15 protein-coding genes and 2 pseudogenes are annotated in these 18,798 nt (G+C 40.6%); 7 read left to right on the top strand and 10 right to left on the bottom strand.

Going from position 1 to position 18,798, the window contains the following annotated elements:
- Positions 1 to 488 (bottom strand): annotated as a pseudogene (locus JC525_RS12720) (DDE-type integrase/transposase/recombinase); the annotation flags it as partial.
- A gap of 1,356 nt (positions 489 to 1,844) precedes the next feature.
- Positions 1,845 to 1,965, bottom strand: a pseudogene (locus tag JC525_RS20245) (IS5/IS1182 family transposase); the annotation flags it as partial.
- A 540-nt stretch (positions 1,966 to 2,505) separates the two neighbouring features.
- Here JC525_RS20245 and JC525_RS12730 point away from each other — a divergent pair.
- On the top strand, positions 2,506 to 3,645 hold the full coding sequence (locus JC525_RS12730) for an AAA family ATPase (RefSeq protein WP_198816183.1): 1,140 nt from the start codon (positions 2,506 to 2,508) through the stop codon (positions 3,643 to 3,645).
- 690 nt (positions 3,646 to 4,335) lie between these two features.
- Here the strand turns inward: JC525_RS12730 and JC525_RS12735 are convergent.
- Entirely contained in the window at positions 4,336 to 5,217 is an 882-nt protein-coding gene (locus JC525_RS12735; RefSeq protein WP_198816184.1) for a hypothetical protein, read from the bottom strand.
- Between the two features lie 386 nt (positions 5,218 to 5,603).
- A complete protein-coding gene (locus tag JC525_RS12740; protein ID WP_198816185.1) occupies positions 5,604 to 7,070 on the bottom strand; it encodes a hypothetical protein in 1,467 nt (488 codons plus the stop codon).
- A 536-nt stretch (positions 7,071 to 7,606) separates the two neighbouring features.
- Here JC525_RS12740 and JC525_RS12745 point away from each other — a divergent pair.
- From JC525_RS12745 to tnpA, 3 genes are all read left to right on the top strand, one after another.
- Positions 7,607 to 8,530 carry a ParA family protein gene (locus tag JC525_RS12745; RefSeq protein WP_069945549.1) on the top strand — a complete coding sequence of 308 codons (924 nt, stop codon included), beginning with the start codon at positions 7,607 to 7,609 and terminating at the stop codon, positions 8,528 to 8,530.
- On the top strand, positions 8,530 to 9,657 hold the full coding sequence (locus JC525_RS12750; protein WP_198816186.1) for a ParB/RepB/Spo0J family partition protein: 1,128 nt from the start codon (positions 8,530 to 8,532) through the stop codon (positions 9,655 to 9,657). Before JC525_RS12745 ends, JC525_RS12750 begins: the two co-directional genes overlap by 1 nt.
- A 390-nt stretch (positions 9,658 to 10,047) precedes the next feature.
- A complete protein-coding gene (gene tnpA, locus JC525_RS12755) occupies positions 10,048 to 10,239 on the top strand; it encodes an IS66 family insertion sequence element accessory protein TnpA (RefSeq protein ID WP_198816187.1) in 192 nt (63 codons plus the stop codon).
- On the opposite strand, the gene JC525_RS12760 is transcribed toward tnpA, so the two are convergent.
- Both JC525_RS12760 and JC525_RS12765 read right to left on the bottom strand, forming a co-directional pair.
- Complete coding sequence (locus JC525_RS12760) at positions 10,236 to 11,087, bottom strand: IS110 family transposase (protein WP_198816188.1); 852 nt, start codon at positions 11,085 to 11,087, stop codon at positions 10,236 to 10,238. The genes tnpA and JC525_RS12760 overlap by 4 nt on opposite strands.
- Positions 11,015 to 11,272 carry a hypothetical protein gene (locus JC525_RS12765; RefSeq protein ID WP_198816189.1) on the bottom strand — a complete coding sequence of 86 codons (258 nt, stop codon included), beginning with the start codon at positions 11,270 to 11,272 and terminating at the stop codon, positions 11,015 to 11,017. The genes JC525_RS12760 and JC525_RS12765 overlap by 73 nt, the downstream gene beginning before the upstream one ends.
- A gap of 302 nt (positions 11,273 to 11,574) precedes the next feature.
- On the opposite strand from JC525_RS12765, the gene JC525_RS12770 reads away from it, so the two are divergent.
- Positions 11,575 to 12,255: a PEP-CTERM sorting domain-containing protein gene (locus JC525_RS12770; protein WP_198816190.1), complete on the top strand. Its 681-nt coding sequence runs from the start codon at positions 11,575 to 11,577 to the stop codon at positions 12,253 to 12,255.
- Between the two features lie 170 nt (positions 12,256 to 12,425).
- Here the strand turns inward: JC525_RS12770 and JC525_RS12775 are convergent, their stop codons facing one another.
- Positions 12,426 to 12,893, bottom strand: coding sequence for a hypothetical protein (locus JC525_RS12775; RefSeq protein WP_198816191.1), 468 nt, complete (start codon positions 12,891 to 12,893; stop codon positions 12,426 to 12,428).
- A gap of 509 nt (positions 12,894 to 13,402) precedes the next feature.
- Here JC525_RS12775 and JC525_RS12780 point away from each other — a divergent pair.
- Entirely contained in the window at positions 13,403 to 14,347 is a 945-nt protein-coding gene (locus JC525_RS12780) for a DNA replication terminus site-binding protein (protein WP_198816192.1), read from the top strand.
- A gap of 122 nt (positions 14,348 to 14,469) precedes the next feature.
- On the opposite strand, the gene JC525_RS12785 is transcribed toward JC525_RS12780, so the two are convergent.
- Genes JC525_RS12785 through JC525_RS12795 form a run of 3 tightly spaced genes read right to left on the bottom strand, consistent with a single transcriptional unit; the run spans position 14,470 to position 16,636 of the window.
- Positions 14,470 to 15,165: a hypothetical protein gene (locus JC525_RS12785; RefSeq protein ID WP_198816193.1), complete on the bottom strand. Its 696-nt coding sequence runs from the start codon at positions 15,163 to 15,165 to the stop codon at positions 14,470 to 14,472.
- 26 nt (positions 15,166 to 15,191) lie between these two features.
- Entirely contained in the window at positions 15,192 to 15,701 is a 510-nt protein-coding gene (locus tag JC525_RS12790; RefSeq protein ID WP_198816194.1) for a hypothetical protein, read from the bottom strand.
- Between the two features lie 14 nt (positions 15,702 to 15,715).
- Positions 15,716 to 16,636 carry a DUF6694 family lipoprotein gene (locus tag JC525_RS12795; protein WP_198816195.1) on the bottom strand — a complete coding sequence of 307 codons (921 nt, stop codon included), beginning with the start codon at positions 16,634 to 16,636 and terminating at the stop codon, positions 15,716 to 15,718.
- Between the two features lie 551 nt (positions 16,637 to 17,187).
- On the opposite strand from JC525_RS12795, the gene JC525_RS12800 reads away from it, so the two are divergent.
- Positions 17,188 to 18,588: a GIY-YIG nuclease family protein gene (locus JC525_RS12800; protein WP_198816196.1), complete on the top strand. Its 1,401-nt coding sequence runs from the start codon at positions 17,188 to 17,190 to the stop codon at positions 18,586 to 18,588.
- Positions 18,589 to 18,798: the final 210 nt, after the last annotated feature.

Below are 18,798 nucleotides of genomic sequence, written 5' to 3' on the forward strand. Positions count from 1 at the left end.
AAATCAGTGATCGGATTGAACCGAAATGGGTGATCGGAATGGGCCGGAACATGCAGCGTCGCCGAAATTAGCTCTGGGTCATTATCCACACGTAGCTGAGTTGGTAATCCTCGCTCAGACTTAAGCTGTTCTAACACGCGTACGACACGGCCAGCGGGCAAAGACGTATCAACTTCAATAGCGAGGCACTCTCGCGTGCCTTCATCCACTACATTCAGTGTTCGGAACCGTTTACCGCAATATAACGTGTCATGCATAAAGTCCAACGCCCATTGATGGTTTGCCTGATCCAGCACTTCTAATGGCTGGGCTATTCGCTTGGGCAGTACCCATTTAGTTCTGCGTCTCAGGTTCAATCCCATCTGGCAGTAAACGCGATAGACGCGCTTGTAGCTGAAGGGAAAGCCTTTGAAACGCATTCAGCCAAAACACTTCCAGAAGCCTGCTCATGGCGACTTGTCCAAAACCGCATTGATAGCATCAACGACAACTTTCAGAAGCAGCCTGTCTCCTTATGTCCGTCTGTAGGTAATATCAGAGACAAGTTCCACCAAAGAATACTTTGGTATAGTTATTTGGTTACTCTTTGGGCTTACGTTAACTCTCAGCATGATGAAATTAGGCCTTTTTTTCCGAAAATTTCTTAGGAAAGTAGTATGTAATAATTTAATAACCTACCGAACAATAAAAAATATATTTTGAGTTGTCATTTCTAAATTCGTTCTTTCAAAGCTAATCGAAGCCAAGCCACTGATTAATATAGATTAATTATTTTTAGTGCTCGCTATTTTAATTTTATTGATTTGCTTAACACTATTTTTTAGTAAAATTATCATTATTATTTATTCTATAGAATATGAATTAAGTTGCTGTATCTATTGCTTTTTTTGAGGCTTTAAGTGTATTGGTAGGTTATATATAACCTTCTTCTCACAAAAAAAGCCTTCACAACTCCTCGTTTCAAAAATTTTCATTTTCGATATAAATCTTTTATTTTACCCCCTCTACCATTAAGCTCATGACTTTTAACACCTTTTACTTATGATTAGTAAGCTAGGTAGGTTATTTATAACCTTCTTGATAAAAATGTTGAAATGATGGTAGTTGTTCACTAAATATGTTGGCACCATGATTTGGCCTCCTAACAGACAAAGCATGCGTGTTAGCCGTATTCTTATTGGTTTAGTGACACGTTTGTGTCCCAAGTGACATTTTTGTGTCCCAAGTGACATTTTTGTGTCCCTAATTGTTTGCGGAGTTTAATTTTTTGTTTTTCTTAGTGACACGTTTGTGTCCCAAGTGACATTTTTGCGTCCCAGCGTACTTTGGTATGTACAAGGTGAAAAATGTCGGTAGGTGAAAAAACATAAGTAATGATAATGAGCATCCTTCTATTACTTCAATTGAAGTGGATATGGAAGTACCACATGCGCCAGTGGCGATGATATGAATTCTATGGTGATGCCTCCTCGCCCTAAAAATTTTGGTACAAGAAATGGTTGAATGGGTGATTTACTGGTTACCAGCGAGATAATTTCGGTTGTTACTGCTAACGAACGACAAGCTGAAACGGATGTTGTATCTATCCAGTAAGCGTAAAAGCGCTGAGGTGCTAAACGATAACTACATCGTTAGTGATGAATGCAGAACGACGTTTCTTGGTTGCTGAGCGTTGCAACCTCATGATGAAGTCGACATACTAGTACATGGTAAATTGCGATTAAATCGTACAAATTAGTCATTATACGAGACTATCTTCGCATCAAACGTCGTACCCTTTGTCGTCATCACACCACAACCCGACAGTCATAGGCTTCCGATTTTAAGTAACCTACGCGTGAATTTGTTTTTTTCAAGTAAGTGCCGGAAATTCATGATGGCAGTGTGGTCAGGAGCTGCATTATCCTGTGGCAGTCGCACAAACTTGCTTATTGAGCCAATTTCATATAACGCATATTCCATTGCCCTCCTGGCTTTAGAAAGGCTACAATTATAGACAGCAGTTCAGACCTTGGCAGCAGGTTCTCCATTAGGAATAAGACAATCTTTTCAAGGGTTTGCCAGCGCTTGCTGTAAAACTCACCATCAGCGAAAGAGACTTTTGGCTCTTCGGTGGTTGTGCTTTACTGTACAGCTATGATTTCACATCAGGGACTAGATCACACCATCCCTAAGTTTGGTAAATCATTAAAGCGAGACTTACAACTGCGAGTTTTCAACATTACTGTCTTCAACAGTCGAGCACTACAAGCTCTTTTCGGAGGCTTCATTTTTCCATTAAAATCTTTCTCGCGCTCGACTCTAATAAAATTTAACAAATGTAACTACACTTTATATTAACTTTTCTTATTCTTTGAGGTATGCAAGGTCTGGACTATTCCAACCACTAAAGGAAAAACACCGGTAGGGGCGAAGAAGAAGTGATCGGGTAAAACCGAACCGACAGAACTGACTCTCCGTTGCACGTATTCCGCATTTTTATATGGAAAATAGGGTCTAAATCAAGTGGAAAAAACAACTTTAAAAGCAGTCAAAGACGTGGTGGGCATACTTATAGAGCACGCTACAAAGGTAGAGAGCTCACTGCAGACTGAGAAAAAAATGAGATATTTTTCTACCAAAGAGGTGTGCAATTTTATTAATAGGACTACATCAACTTTATACAAAGCTGAAGAAGACGGTGTTATTAAAAAGCCGGAAGTGAACCCTGATACAGGGCGTAGAATAGGTTATACGTTAGAGCAAGTGAACCTCTTACGTGATCACTTCAAAATTGCTCCTAAGTTGAAGAGAAATAGACCTAAAGAACATCTAGGTATTACTACTGCGCTATATAACCCTAAAGGGGGAGTTGGCAAAACGACTACGGCTGTTAACATCGCACAGTACTGCGCCGTGATCGGCTACGAAGTATTAATAATAGATATGGATAGCCAAGCAAGTACGAGCGCTTTTTTTAGCACCGTTGGCAATGGTGACTTCGATGAAAATGACACCATTTTGTCTTCAACTTTAGATTCAGAAGAGACAACGCTTGATTATGCGATACGTGAAACCCACTTCGATAACTTGCAAATTATCCGCGCGACGCATCATTTGTCTAGTTCCGAGTTTGATGTATACAACCAAGTCAGTAGCGACGATATAGACCTTGTGAAATACTTTCAATCTTTGAAAGTTGCCATTGACTCCGTAAAGGGTAACTATGATTTCATTTTTTTAGATGCACCGCCAAGCCTTGGGATGAACGGTCTGCAGACACTTCTCAGTGTAGATAATATCATAATCCCATGCCCTCCCCGTATGCTTGATTTAGTTGTCACTAAACAATTTCTGGAAATAGCTACCCAACTTGTAGATAAGCATTCAAACGGAAAGAAATTTCACAGTGTCAAGGTTATGGTGTCGATGTATGACCTAAAAAAAGAGGAGTCAAAGAAGTTGATGAAAATAATGCCGGCAGTATTTGGTAGTCATATGTATATGAATCAGATGTTATACTCTGAATCTGTTGTTAATGCCTCTGCGGCCTTGCAAACTGTATGGGAAACCCCAAAACCAGATAAGCATACCACTGAGAATATGCGAATGCTTTTCAACGAAATTATTTGCGATTTGGTTGTAAGTAATAGAACTACTATTTAGTTTCAGCTGCTAAAATTAGGTATTGATTTGTAGTGTGAGACTATAACTATTTTTGTTCAATCGGCATCATTAAATATTCTTTCATAAGTTCCTCACTCAATATTGTTTTCAATTTACAAGACGGAATAAATTCTAAGGCTAGACATTGTTTTTGATATTTTTTAACTGTGACTTCCCCAGTGTGTTTGACTTAGAAAAAGCACTTACTGCAAGTCCATAACGCTCGAGTAAGTATGGAAACCGAAGACTTCTGAGTACTTTTATATCAATGCATTTAATTCAGATGGGTCAGCACAGAAAAGATTGTGATTTCTGACTAAGCAAATAAGTATCCTTTAAGAAAAATATCTGTGATTGGGTTGACCCCCTCTACCCTTTTCTTTCTCTTTCTATCTTATTCTAATGTACTTAGGTTTGGCGTTTTATTAACGTGAGTGGAATTCAAAGAGTTTCTATGGCGCAATATCATTATGGATGGTATCTGTTTTGAATAGGTGCGTATGGATGGCATCTATTGCACTTTAATAAAATTTTGAATCCATTATGTTCCCCTACTCTGATAGTTTTTTATGAGATAATAAGAATTACACAGCATTAACTGTGCTAGATTGTGTAAATATCAAACGTAAACGAATTTCAGGCACAAAAAATCTCCAGAACAAAGTCTGGATTTCAGGGAGTTGATGTGGTTCAGTAGTTCTGTGCTTTTCTCATTTCAGCCAGATAGTACGCATGTTCCGCTGGGGTAGCTTTTTTACCTGGCCGAGTGAGTTCCGTTGGCTTATTTATTGAATGACGAGTCTTACCTTGAGATTTTTGTTTTATGTCAAAAAGCCGAGATTTTAGCTGCTTGTACCCTGCCCTTACTCGCTCAGCTATCCTAACGCGTGTAAATGTAATTCGTTTGCCGTCTAGCTTAAGTGTTACTAGTCCGAGTTCGACAAGTGTATTGATTACCCGTCTTATGGTATTTCTTGACCACTGCATCATTGCTGATAAATAAGGCACACTTAGTGACAAGGTCGATTTATCAAATTTGTCTCTGAATTTGATTTTATTGTGAAGGTACCCGTGCAAAACTAGTGTTTTATGGAGGTGCCGAGATTGATTGCGCTTCCACTTTTCACATTTTGTAGAGGCTTGCAGCGCGTTCACATAAACTTTGAAGAATATATTTCTCAGGTCTGGTTGTTTATGTTTATTGCTTTTCCTTAGACAGTTTAAGATTTCTGACAATTCAGATGAGAACTCCTGTGCATACTGATGAGTACCAATTACTAAATAGTGTGATATGTCGTCAAAGTAGCTATAACGAAGAACTTTATTTTTGATGTCAGGTTTTTCAGCACGTGCTAAGAAGTTCTTCTCTACAAGCTTATCGATTGTTGACCTGATTGTGTTTGCGGAGTATCCAAGGTTTTTACAGAGACTTGCTGTGCTACGTTTAAATATTTGCCCCTTTTGCTTGTCACAAGCAAAATAAGTAACAAAAGAGAAAACATATGACTCTGTTTCATTGAGATGTTCAAAAAGCCCCGTGCTCATGAACACAAATTCTGTGTTTTTTCTCATTTTTTTACCAACAAATCGAGTTATTGTTGATAAAAAACGCCCTAACAGTTGACGTGATCGATCAATCCGCTAGAATCGGATGTGTAACTCGTTCGAAAAAGTTACATCCTAAGACCCGTGCAGTGCGCCAACACTTCACGGGTTTTGTCTTTTAAGCGCTTCTTATCTTCCCAAATAATTTATGTTGCTCTTCAATGAGCAAGTTAAAGATTTAATAAAAGTGAGAGAATGTCTTTAACAGATGTAATCTTTATACGAAAGGTAATAGAGATCAAGTTGGATCGTGATCTAATTTAGATCTTTTTATAGATTCGATCCGAGCCCTAATCTATTGATTTTCTTTGCTATAGATTCGATCCAAGGATTTTTTAGTATCAAATTATAAGTTATCGCTGACTATTGAAGTGGCTCAAAATATGTAATGCAGACATATCTCGTCTAAAAGCTATAACTGATGACCCATGCTCAGGTGAATAACCAATATTGATCAGGTAACCTTGTACCGTGGCCCGACCGTATTCGACTACTAATTCACCTTTTCTTGGCTCAGACAAATGGCATGTCTCTATAATTCGAACAATCTTGTCTTTGACAGCGTTATGAATTTTAGCTTTATATTCGGGATCTGCATTCGTAAGTACCATGTTTGAAAACTTACGCTTAAATTCACTTAGACTGGTCGAAGGAGCTACTGATTCACGAAGCTCGTTCCATGTATACATCTGCTGCGCCTGACGTCCAGTAATGAGATGTTCCCTCGCCCATAGGCCAAACAAAATTTCAATTTCATTCTTTGTTGCGAAAATATCACTGTCAATCAACAACATTTCGTTAAGAGATTTTTCAGCGCGCACGGCAGCTATAATATTTTTCACTGTCGAGCGCGGAAATTGAATAACTGCTGCTTTTTTTTCTATCTCTCTTTCATCTTCATAGGTAACAAGAGCCTCAAGTCTGAAAAGCTTGTAATACATTTCAATATCTTTAATTGTACTGTGGTCTTGTCCATATAAATCGCGCATATCAAATGTAGTTGCTGATATTCGCTGCAACGATTGGATAGCATTATTCATATAACCACCAGCTGATGCATCTGAAAGCGGAATATCCTTCGCCATTGATATAAGAGGCTCTAGTGGTAATGTGAATGTTTCTCCAATAGTATCTGCCTGTTCAACTCGTTCAGAAATATGATTGATAAGCCAGGTAATAGCGCCTGCGTAGTAGCTCATATCAGGTAGATAGATAAGCCTTCCCTCTTCTGCTCGTGCGGTGATGGAGATTGGTTTTACTCTACCGTCTACTTTTAGTTTAACGTTGATAGTACCTGCCTTATCTTTGCGATTAGTTCGCATCGCTTTAACTAGATATCTAACAATTTGTAGCTCAATAAATCGTGTTTTATCGTCATACCGGCCAATATCTATAGTTTCAACGGTATTAGATGACACCAATTGATAATTATCTCTCTCCGGTACTGATGAATAGTCTGCAGCTGCTACAGCCTGCCCTTTAGGTATCGCTAATGTAAAAAGCTTTCCTCTACGACGTCGTATTGGATCAGTTGTAATAAATTCACTTTTTATAAGATTAGCTTTTTCAAGAGTGACCAGATGATGTCGAATATTTGATACTTTTCGATTTATACATTCGGCGATATAATGGATACTTGCAATGCGTTCGTCGATATCCTGTAGAGCTATAAAGACGTCAGAAATCACAGCTATCGTAATTGGTGAAATAGATAATGCTCCACATAAACGAAGGTACAGTTTCAAATCGAGTGATTCAGGAGCGTTAACCAGAGGCGCTTTAAATCCATATTTTTCTGACAAGTCAAAAAGCTCTCGCACTATAATTTCCCCCATTGTTATAGATTACAGTTATTTCGTAGATTCGATCCTGAGGTTACCCAACTATCTTTATAAAGTCCATTTTAAAGGTTGAATTCAGTTGTAAGTTCATAAGAAATAAAACCTTTACTAGGTTCAGGTGAACCTGATAAGAGTTAACACCTCGCAAAAGCCTGCCCGTAATAGCTTTCAGCAAATTTCTAATTAATAAATCAAATAAGGAATTTATTAGGTTTATTGAGATCAAAGTCCTGGTTTCCTGTGATGATGTTTCAATAATAGGTACAAACTTTCAATCCTCTCGTAGCCTGCCGGACAAGCCTATTTACTTAACATTTTCTTAATTGAGTTCATATGAACCTAATAGGCATCAACACCTCTCAACACACTGCCAATAAAGGGTTTCAGTAAGATATCAATAATTGAAAGAAATAAACTAAATAGCTTCTCTAAATGGATTATTAAAAGATTCGATCCGAGACATTGAAAGGTTAGCATGTCAAACTGATATTATGTGCTGATACAAGGTCGAGATTATGAATAAAGACGAAATGTACAACGGACTGCGGGTGCTCTCTAGTTACCATAGAAAAGGAGGCGTTGGAAAAACGTTTCTCGCATCAACAATTGCATATCTGTTAGCAACCGGAGGGCCAGGCGGGAAGGGGATAAAGCGCCGTGTTTTAGTGCTGGATTATGATTCACAGCAAGATTCGTCAAAAGCATTCTTAAAAATGGATGCTATACCAGGCGATGATGAATACGCTGCTCCGCTACACCCAGAATTAGAAGAGATTGATGATCCAGAGTGGAGTGGTCGAAATACTTCCACTGATATCTTGTTTGACTCACCAGTATATGAATATCCGACAGCCTTCGAAAACATCAAAGTGTTACCATCTGAAGGTAATGTTGACCGCGTACTAGCTCTGACACCGCAAGCGGATAGACTGGTTTCAAAAATTTCGACACATATGCGCGATTGGTTTTCAATTCCAGAACTGGCGGAAGATTACGATATCGTTATTGTTGACAACCCGCCAAGTAAGTCACCGGTTAGCGCTGGTATGTTGGGAGCCGCTACTCATGTGATAATTCCAACTGAGCCTGAATACGACTCGATAGATGGTGTACCTATGTTGCTCAATCGAGTAGATCGTATCAACGAAGACCGACAAAAATCTCCACTGAAGATTGTGGGTGTTGTGCCAAATAAAGTTCCAAGCAAATCACGTCTTACTCAGAAAGATGAAGTGGCACTTGCGAAACTTTACGATACAAATGGTCCTACGGGAAAACATATGACGCGCTTTTGGCTTCAGCAGCGAAATTGCTATCGCGTTATGGAACGTCCATCTGTTGACGAGTCACATTTTAATTATGTGCATAATTATCACGCGCAAAAAGAAATGCAGAAGCTTTATGAACTGATTGAAGGTAGCTTATGGGGGAATGAATAATGAACAGCCCTAAAAAGGCAAGACGTAGAACAGTCGGAAAAGTTAATTCTCAAGAAGATTTAATAAGCCAATTTGAGTCAGGGGAGGGCGTATCCAAAAAATCTCAACAGATGTTGGATGACCTCAAAGCTCGGGACAAATCCAAAGAAAGCGAAGTACATGACGATCCTATCTTTAAGACATCTTCTGAATTAGATAGGGTGCTGGTGGATTATATACAACCACAGTCAGATAATTCACGATATTTACCCGTTACCTTTGCACAGAAAGCAGATAATGAGTCTATCGCAGCTTTGGATAATTGTGTTGTCTGTGAAAAGGGGATTCTTGAGAACCGATTATCAAAAGACAACCCCCGTTATGATGCCGTTAATTTAGAAATAGAAGAAATTAAAAATTTAGCTGAGACGCTAAAGCACAGTGAACTAGTTCATCCGATTTCTGTTTGGAGAAAGAATATGACTGACTATCCTATTGTAGCTGGTCATAGACGTTTCTACGCAATTCGTTTCCTTTACGGTGGTTTGATAAAAGTTAAAGTTAAAATCTATGCTGAAAAACCACGAAATCTTAATGTGCTCCGTCACATTGAGAATTTCTCTCGCTCTGATCTAACTCCACCCGATGCGTTAAATAGTTATGCAAAAGCGGTTCGCGAATTAGAAAGTTTGGAAGGGGCAAAGATGCAGACTGAACGCTTATCGTTAGTGACATCTTATTTGGGAATCAGTCGTACTTCATATTTCCGTTATGACAAGCTTTATGAACATTTTGATATTGTTTATAAACTTCTTGAAAACAAAGTAGTAACAAGCCTTATTGCGCTTTATGAAGAGATTAAGAAAGCGGAAAAATATAATGATGCAGAGCGTTATCTTAATAGGTTGGCAGACCTTGGAAAGTTTAAAAGATATATTCCTTCTGACGTATCTAAGAAGCCGGGCAGGGCGAAGCAATACATTACAATGCCAAAAGTGAAAGTGACAGAAACTTCAGCAATTCGTCGATTATTAACAGAGGATGTTACAAAGCTCGATGTTGGAATTGACTGGGAAAATGTTAACTTTGACGATGCAGTTGCATTAGAAAAGGTATTAAAATCTTTGTTGGTATCACTATCAAAATAACGTATCAAAGTTCAAGTGAAACTTTAGATCTTACTGGCGCTGCAGGCCAGTTATTACCTGGCTTGCAGTTGTTTTTTAATTAAAAAATTAAATGAAGTAAGAATTAAAGATTTTATGTAAGTTCCAAATTCGATCCGGCAATTACCCCTCCTATTTTTACACAAATTCAACCTTTAATTTCTGTCATTAGAAGCAACGGCTGGTTGACGAATGAGAGTTTGATACTAACAGTACTTATTTAGGCGTCAAAATACGCGAATGATTACTTGTGCTGCTTTTTAGTTCATACCGAGGATTTAAGCAGTTTGTATGTATCCGTCCGGTAATCCCCACATTCAATTCATAAATTAGCTGCGGCATGGTTTTCTCTTTTTGTTAAGGAGAATGACCATGCAGCAATATCAACGAAGAGAAGTGCAAGACTGGCTCAATCTATTTGAGCAACAAAAACAGAGCGGACTCACTGCGGTAGAGTTTTGTCGTCAGCAGCAGATTAACGCTCAACTTACCGTGCCAACAAATATTAATCCTCACTGGGTTGCAACTGTGATGAACACTTTTCGTATTTTTAAATTCGTTTAAGCGCTTGCTATTAACCCTGGATCATTACTTTCGTTTGTATTTACCATAGCCCAAGCTGCACGCGCTGTTTTGTTTGCTAACGCTACAGTTACCGTATTAATGTGCTTAAATGCGCAGAGCTTTTCAATCCATTTACTTAAATTATCATCATGTCGATGAGCATGCCGTATGACTGACCGTGCACCATGTACAAGTAACTTTCTTAAGTAACCATCGCCTCGCTTACTGATACCAAGTAACCTAGGTTTGCCGCCGGTACTGTGTTGCCTCGGCGATAAACCAATAGAAGCAGCAAAACCCCTTCCTCTACGATATCCTTTCGCATCACCGATAGCACAAGACAATGCACTGGCACATAGAATTCCAATACCTCGTAATTCAAGTAGTGAGCGTGCGACAGGGTCATTTTTGACTTCTTTCTCAATAAGCGTGTCGAGCGTATCAACTCGCTCTTGGAGCTGCCTTAAGTCATCAAACAAATCACGTAGCAACAAGCGAAACAGCGCCGACAAACCATTTTCTGCATCTTCCAGCCAAAGGGGGATGGCTTCTCTCAGTTTGTTGATACCCACCGGCGCAACTAGCCCATATTCGCTTACCAGTCCTCGTATCTGATTTGCTTTGGATGCTTTTTGAACCATCAACTTGTCCCTGATACGGTGTATAGATTTTATGTCTTGTTGCTTACTTGATTTCACACTTACAAAGCGCATATTCGGACGGCTCATAGCCTCACATATTGCCTCTGCATCAATCGCATCATTTTTATTACTTTTTACGTAAGGCTTAACAAATTGCGCATGAATGATTTTGACTTTAAAGCCTCGTTTTTGTAATTCTCGTCCCAATAGTGAGATGAACCACAGGCTTCCATTGCAATTTCAGTCCCTTTAGGGACCTTGTCCTCAATAGCATCCAACCACTTTGTTCGACAGTATTTTCCTTTCCACTGCCGCTCACCAAACCTATCTACCGCGTGCACATGAAAAACGGACTTTGCAATATCAACACCGACTCGAATAATCTGGCCCATGGGCTTCTCCTAATTTGAATACTGGTAACTCACCACTACCATATTGACCAAAAAAAGAACAATAGTTCAAGTTGAGGAGCAGTCCATCCCATTGCTTACGTTTGTATTCTCCTAGCATGCCAAAAAGGAAGAGTGAAACACTGATTTCTTTATGTATAAATACGTATCTTTCGATAAAGAAAAGTGTCTATTTTTTTTACATTCGTATTAAATAAGTTACGTCCTATTTGCTGTAGCTCACAAAATATAGGGCAAGGTATATATTTTGCTAATGTTTCACTGCTCAAGAAAAGGAAAACAGCATGAAGCACATTCTTACCACCTTATTATTGTTATTAATCAGTAAGGCAACGTTTGCCGACATTATAAAGTATGAGTATTCATTGAATTATATTGGCTACGAATACTATGGCGTAAATTACCTCGATGAGTCACAAATTGCCTTTGAACTTGATAATCTAAATACCAACCCGATTGAAGTATCCTTTACCTATGATGACACACTTATGTATTACTCCAACTGGCTTGATGGTGATAATGGAGTAGGGGAGTTCGGCGGTGGTGACGACACATTAGAGTCTCGATATGGGCCAGTAAGGGGATATAGTTTTTTTGATTTTACAGCGTTTAATATTTCCCCAGTGATTTTACTACTCGATGAGTTGATAGTTAGAATACCAGAGATTGAGAAAACAAATTATTCAAACCACAGCAACGCATACACATCGTCGAGCTCTACTGTAGACGCTTTCTCAATTGAGAAGGATTTTTACTCATTTTCACTGGAAGATAGCGCGAGCCTACAAACGAGTCGCGTTGTATTTTATCTGAATGAGAGTTCGCAACTGGCCGTCAATTTTGAAAGCAGCCTAGTTTCTAGAACCGTCACGCCATCACAATCCGATGTATCTGTTCCAGAGCCACAAACGGGTATTATCCTGGCAATGGGTGTAATGCTGTTGTTATTACGGCGCCGCCGCTAATAAGTATATTCACTAGGGCGTTTCTCTGTTTACCAAAGAGGGCAACGCCCAGCAAACATCATCAGATTTCACGTACGAGCGCCTATCTGGGTTCAATTAATGCAGCACGCCTTCAATAGTTATCATGTCACTATACGAAAAGCAAAAAAGCGAACATCAATCTAAAGCGTCTATTCGGTTCCAGGTTTTTCGACGTGATAATCCCAATTTTTCAACCAATAGATCAATAATGCCAAAGTGACCACAATAATGGCTGCGCGTGCTAAGAGGGCCATGTCGGTGAATGAGACCACCCACGTCCGAACAATAATGAAAATAGTGGTGCCGATAATCCATTTTAATTTTACAAATTCATCATATGGGCAAACCTTAAAGCCTTTAACATCTTTAAGCAGATGGTTGTAGAAACGGTTAGCAAAAAAGTAGCACAAGTGTCCGATGTAGAGACCCGTATAAGTGATGCTTGAATCCCCATATTCATCACGCAACTGTTTGGCGCTAGAGGAAGAAAAGGCCTCTAGTCCAATTTGATAAAGTAAAAAAGTAAGTGCACCGAACAGTGATGCGAACAACAGAGAAGATAGTTTAAATGCTCGATTTTTAGCGTTTTCTAGCGCTTTTTGTTCGTTGTAATCCATAATCAAAACCACAATTTAATGTTACAGCGGTGATATTATTTTTAAATTTTTTGATATTTTCAATATGTGTAAATCGTAGATGAAGATAATTTCATAAGGCTGAAGGTACGATACAACCGGCGACTATGTAATCGATAAATGTAGAAAAAAAGCATTCAATTAATACTTCTGACTTCCGGAAATTTCAGGTAGAAATATCTACTTCCCCAACAAACTCCAGGGCTGCGCCTGCTCACTAACACAAACGCAAAACACCGAAAACAACGATACCAACCTAATATTACAGACCACCTTCAAACAGGTATCAGAAAGAAAGGCGTCCCTCATCCACCACCGAGGTGCCCCTCTTGCTCAACTCGCGCCCGCCTTCGGCTGGTCGGGCAGGGCGGGTTTCAAGGTTGATGCCAGGTTTGGGCTGTCGCGGGTGGGTTTTATGGGGGTTTTCATGTGAAGGTGGTCTGTAAATATAATACAATAGGGATAGGTTTGATTGATAAGAGGATGTGGTGATGGTGAATGACTTTGCGCGCTTTAACAGTTTGCTCACTACATTAGATGAGTTATATGAGTCACTGTATAGTGCTATGCGGTTATCGCCCACGGCTTACTTTGCAGATATTGACGACGTCACCAAAGAGGATTTTAAAGCCTTCTCTGCCGGTGAATTAATACTAGGGCACCGCGATAGGTTCAATGTGCAGGCACAAATGCGCTGCCTGAATGCCCTTCAATGTTTTCATCGTCCTTCTCGGGATATTTCTGGCCGGGTAGCAGGTAAGTACCCTGGTATTTTGTTGCTTGAGAACCATGAAGACGTCATTGATACTATCGTTGCCATTAACACCACCAAGACGGCGATTAAGCAGTGTGTGCAAGATGTCGATCCAGTTACAGGCGCCCACCGTCGTAATCACCTGCAAAAGCATGAGTTTTTGCACCAGCACCGTGGGGCGGAGATTATCTCTTATCAGCTGTATCGCCATATCGATGTCATCAATTGTCGCCCTGATACAGATACCGCGCTTAAAAGCGTGAACTTCTATTGGGCTTACAAGAACGCTGACCAACGTTTACTGCCTGATAGGGCCAAGCATTATCTCTATAACTGCAATTCTGGGCTCAATGATGAGCAGCTTAAGGCGCTATCTCAGCAGATAGACGATACACGACACTCCCATCGCTTTTACGTGCGTAAAACACGCAATGCGTCGGTCAATGTCTCTTTGTATTACGGGGCCGTGGACGGAAAGCCGATGGTCAACACAATCAATGCCGCTCAGCCCATTATTTTGTGTAATTACGAAGACGCGCCCACGATACGCCCTTTAAGCGCCCATATACCTCAGAAACGTAAAGCAAATAGGCAGGGCCATGCGTGGATATGTCTAAACGAAGCCATGAACCTCTATACAAGGCCCATTACAGAAGCAGATAGAAAGCGTGAGGAACGTTAATAAATCAGTAAAATAATATACATCATGAACAAATGCAGGTGGCAACATAATAAAGAAGGCGAAAATAGCGCCTTCGCATCAAAACTGCCCGACACGTATTCATAAGCACCACAGGGCATTCCTTACGGAAGCTGCTGATTTGCTTTAGCACGGGATTTAAGCGGAGACAGTTCAGCGTTGATTCGAATGAGCGATAGGCTGTCTACCTCTGGTAGCTTGCTTCTCAAGCGCAGGTTGGTAAGCTCAAAGTCTACATCCTCCTCCTCCCAGTTTAAGTACACCTCTTTCATGCAGCGACCCGCTTTGGATAGATCTTTGGTTTCATTTGGGCCAAGTGGTAGCTGCTTCCCTAAGATAGCAACGCTCATCTGAATAGCGGGGTTGTTAGGGTCTTTATCGATGACATGCTCGTTAGCTGACACCAGTGCCGTCTCCCACTCTGTAATGGTATTTCCATTGGTATCATTTAATGCAACCCGTATATCAAGCTGCTCGATAATTTCGTTACCGCCATTAGTAATCTGTCCCCTAAAGCATAGTCGTTCACGTCTATCGTCGAAGTTGTTGCTTTTGTAGAAACTGAAATCCAACAACGATACATGATCGCTAAGATAAGTGGGGGATACGTGTTTGATACGTTCCACTTCCTCCTTATAGGCGTCTAATTTCTGTTTTGTTTGGGCGTACTCCGTTTGCAGTAAAGTCAATGTATTGAGTTCACTGTCAGACAATGGTGGTTCTGGAGATTTAGCAGGGGAGCACCCAAACATTAAGCCTGAGCTAATGATAATGATAAGGAGGGAGCTACTAGGCATCATGGGTTAATTCCTTTAATACGTGAGTGTTAGATTTTGTTGGGCTTGTCATTGCGTTCGAGGTAAGCCCGGTGCTCATTGGCTAATTGCACTTTAATATCGTTAATCTCCTGAGGTTCAACCTTTTGGCACTCCATCGCTTTGTAATCAAACGTTACATCTAAAGTCTTTCTGTCAATTGTGATATGGAGTGTCTTATCGCTCTCTAATTGGTCCAAGTAGATGAGCACGTTATTATCAGTTACTATCGCCTCTGTGGTGCCGTGAAGATTTGCTTCCTCAACATCATCATTCCATTCATAGTCGCCCATGAAAACGAACTGGCCTATGTTGCCCAATGTTGTCTCAGGATCGTAATACAGCACGTATGAATTTGCTTGAAGAGGACTTGAGCTGAAATTGGTTTTTTGGCAGAAAAAGAGCGTGGCATTCGCAAAATCACTGTCTACAAATTCCCGCTTGTTATCAGAGCAACCGGCCAACGCTGCCGTCAGCATCATTGTCGCTATTAGGCGCGTAAATGGAAGTCGAATTGGCATTGTGTGTCCTCATGTTAAGCGGTGAACGCGATATCAACGATTTTGATAATGGTCTTACTTTCATCCCACTCAGAGAGCTTTGATTTTAGGGTAAAGTATTTGCCTTCCTCCATTTCAGAGACGTAACCGGCTTTAAGTGGTTTGTTATTGTGTATTGAGTATCCGCTTACCAGAACGGGATGGAAGTCTTCTTCATAGATGGTGTTTCCGTTTTTGTCTTGGAAATACACGGTGACTTTGACTTTATCGAGTGAGCGGTGGCCATTATTTTTTAACGATACACGGATGGCTGGAACACCTTTATCGCGGTAGGTATCGATACGTTTTGCTTCAAATTCCGTGATTTCAACGTTTTCCATGTACTCCATTTTTTCGGTAAACGCACGCATGGCGATTCGGGTATGGGTGATGCCTGCCATGGCGAGGTCTTCAGCAGATGGGATTTTGGTCATGGCGTGGTATATATCTAAGGCCTCTTCAAAGCGTCGACTGCCGAGTAGTTCTAAGGCTTCTTCTTTAAGTTGTCGAACCGTTTCTTGTTCTTCGCGAGCTTTAGCCCGTGCGGCGTCTTGTTCAGCACGTTTGCGCTCTCTTACTTCCTTATCTTGTGCTAGAGCAGCGCGGTATTTGCTAAGTATTTCTTGCCCGGTTAACCCGTCCAGTGACTGAAGATTGATGGTCATGAGCGTTTCAGGTTTGGTGCCATCGTTGTTTCCGGCAAGTGAGCCCATCAGAGACGTGACTCCGTTGCGGCCACCGACAGAGTAATACATCAGGGCTTTGGAAAATTCCTCTCGCTCTGGCTCAGTCATGTCAGCGGTAATGTCTTGCGCGGAGCTTTTGATGGTTTCTTGTGACGTGGTATCGAGCGTGCTGGGGCCAAAACAGCCGGTAAGTAAAAGTAGAAGAGGGGCAATAAGGGCAAAGTGTTTCATGGCATCCATTCCTATGTGTGAGTTTTAACATTAACACTGCCTCAACAAGATAGCAGCGTGGTACGCGTTTTAGTAGTCTGTTCATCTGTTGATTGCATACACAATCATACTAAACATTATACATATCGTACTACCAACACTGAAAAGGGCGAACGTATTGTTAGGGTGGCATTCAGATTCGTCACTGAGAAAGTCATCGGGGTTAATATCTAGCGCTTTAGCAATAGCCACCCGCGCCGTCATCTGACGTTCAATACCCAGCCAACAAAAAAGCCCTCAATGATGAGGGCTCTGAACACATTAATTATTACAACTACAACCTATTATTTCTTCTCCAATAAACCTCCAGTGCTTTGCAACCTCGAGCAAAGAAAAGGTAGGCGACTATTGAAAAAGCAAGTAATGGTTCCAAAGAGTACAGGGATTCAATAAACGTGTGCATAATATCAATCACTTTTAAATGTAGTGTCTGTTAGCGCTTATGCGATATATATAGAATGGTGGGCTAACAAACATAGCTTGGCTCAACTCATAAAGGAATAGGAATGTTCATGGAAGATAAATTTGCTCTCATCACGCTAGCACTGCTCATCATCATCTGCTCTTACATCGCGTACCGCATTACAAAGAAACGAAAACTCTTTAATAAGGTCGTCAGTAACGCAAAAAAACGTGCAGTCACAATGGTTAGAGAGGCAAAGGCCCAAGCCTATGAAATAGAACAAGACATAGAACGACGAATTGACGATATCAATGCGCGTGAAGCTGCATCTGATGCACGTATAGCACGCCTTAAAGAAGCCGATAAAGAGATACGGGCTCGCCTTAAAGAGTCCAGGGCGCTCATCGATGACATCACGGATAGAAGCTGTCAGCATGCTGCAGATATTGAACTGCTGACTGAGGAAGACTTGCAGTCGAGTAAGTCCTATGTCGACGATAGAAAAGCGGTGAAAGCCAGACTGAAAAAATTGGCGATTGAAGCCATCGATAATGTGCGTGGCCACAATGCGGATGTTAACGTAGGTAAGTTTGTCGCGATATCTGCAAAAGCAGACATGGCCGGCGCATTGCTCTTGAGTGTCGTTGAAATGCTGTGTTCAAAAGTTACGGCAAATAGTGGACATCTTGCGGCTGAAAAACTCGCTGAGACCATTATTGCAACAGAAGCTTTGGTCAAAGCAATTGATAGTCGTGCTGAAATCAACAGCGAAATGAAAACGCTATTAATGAAACGCCTCGAAATAGAAATCAATTATAAGAAGGCTAAGCAAATTGCTAAGGAAGAGCAGCGCGAAATACGGGAACAACAGCGCGAAGAGAAAAAAGCTCGAGAAGAAGCCATGAAGGCACAAAAACAAGCCGAGAAGGAAGAACAAATCAAGGCTGACGCCATTGCAAAATTAGAAGCTGAAATGGCGCAAAAATCGGAAGAAGAACGTCTAGCTTATCAAGAACAGCTCGATGCGCTTAAATCGGAGTTAGCACTGGCCCACGAGAAAATGGAAAGGGCTAAAAGCCGCGCACAGGAAACTAAGCAAGGACACGTATATATTATTTCCAATATTGGCAGCTTTGGTAAAGACGTACTAAAAATAGGCATGACAAGACGTTTAGAGCCTATGGATCGCGTGAGAGAGCTGGGAGATGCCAGTGTTCCTTTTACATTTGATGTTCATGCGTTAATAGAATCGGATGACGCCCCAAACCTTGAATCGACTTTACACAGAGTATTCGAAGATAAACGTCTAAACCGTGTCAATCGACGAAAAGAATTCTTTAACGTGACCATCGAAGACATTGAACAAGAGCTAGAAAAGATGGAGATTGATGCACTTATCTCACGAGTACCTAGTGCCGATGAGTATTACCAGTCTCTCAAAATAGGGCAAAGCAGTAAGCAGACAAACAGCGAGAAAGATATCGATATACTCATAGAGCAAAAAGAATGATTGTGAGACCTTGCAGGCATCTATTGGTGTAAAATAGAGCATAATATTTTGAACTGTGGTAGCTCATATCTAATCTGACATATATGATAGATTGTGACTCGTCCCGACAGGCAGCAAAAGACAAAGAGCAGATCTTTAGGGGTAAGGCTTTAAACTTCCGAATTGTGCCATTAGCAGCCGTTCGAATATTTGTAATTAAACGACAGAAAA

It is taken from the genome of Alteromonas sp. IB21, from assembly GCF_016405965.1.
GTDB lineage: Bacteria > Pseudomonadota > Gammaproteobacteria > Enterobacterales > Alteromonadaceae > Alteromonas.

What these genes read in the sequence shown, in the direction of transcription:
- JC525_RS12780 (WP_198816192.1), top strand. Translation starts at nt 13,403, where the DNA reads ATGGTGAATGACTTTGCGCGCTTTAACAGTTTGCTCACTACATTAGAT.
- JC525_RS12735 (WP_198816184.1), bottom strand. Translation starts at nt 5,217, where the DNA reads ATGAGAAAAAACACAGAATTTGTGTTCATGAGCACGGGGCTTTTTGAA.
- JC525_RS12790 (WP_198816194.1), bottom strand. Translation starts at nt 15,701, where the DNA reads ATGCCAATTCGACTTCCATTTACGCGCCTAATAGCGACAATGATGCTG.
- JC525_RS12770 (WP_198816190.1), top strand. Translation starts at nt 11,575, where the DNA reads ATGAAGCACATTCTTACCACCTTATTATTGTTATTAATCAGTAAGGCA.
- JC525_RS12800 (WP_198816196.1), top strand. Translation starts at nt 17,188, where the DNA reads ATGGAAGATAAATTTGCTCTCATCACGCTAGCACTGCTCATCATCATC.
- tnpA (WP_198816187.1), top strand. Translation starts at nt 10,048, where the DNA reads ATGCAGCAATATCAACGAAGAGAAGTGCAAGACTGGCTCAATCTATTT.
- JC525_RS12765 (WP_198816189.1), bottom strand. Translation starts at nt 11,272, where the DNA reads ATGGGCCAGATTATTCGAGTCGGTGTTGATATTGCAAAGTCCGTTTTT.
- JC525_RS12750 (WP_198816186.1), top strand. Translation starts at nt 8,530, where the DNA reads ATGAACAGCCCTAAAAAGGCAAGACGTAGAACAGTCGGAAAAGTTAAT.
- JC525_RS12785 (WP_198816193.1), bottom strand. Translation starts at nt 15,165, where the DNA reads ATGATGCCTAGTAGCTCCCTCCTTATCATTATCATTAGCTCAGGCTTA.
- JC525_RS12745 (WP_069945549.1), top strand. Translation starts at nt 7,607, where the DNA reads ATGAATAAAGACGAAATGTACAACGGACTGCGGGTGCTCTCTAGTTAC.
- JC525_RS12795 (WP_198816195.1), bottom strand. Translation starts at nt 16,636, where the DNA reads ATGAAACACTTTGCCCTTATTGCCCCTCTTCTACTTTTACTTACCGGC.
- JC525_RS12775 (WP_198816191.1), bottom strand. Translation starts at nt 12,893, where the DNA reads ATGGATTACAACGAACAAAAAGCGCTAGAAAACGCTAAAAATCGAGCA.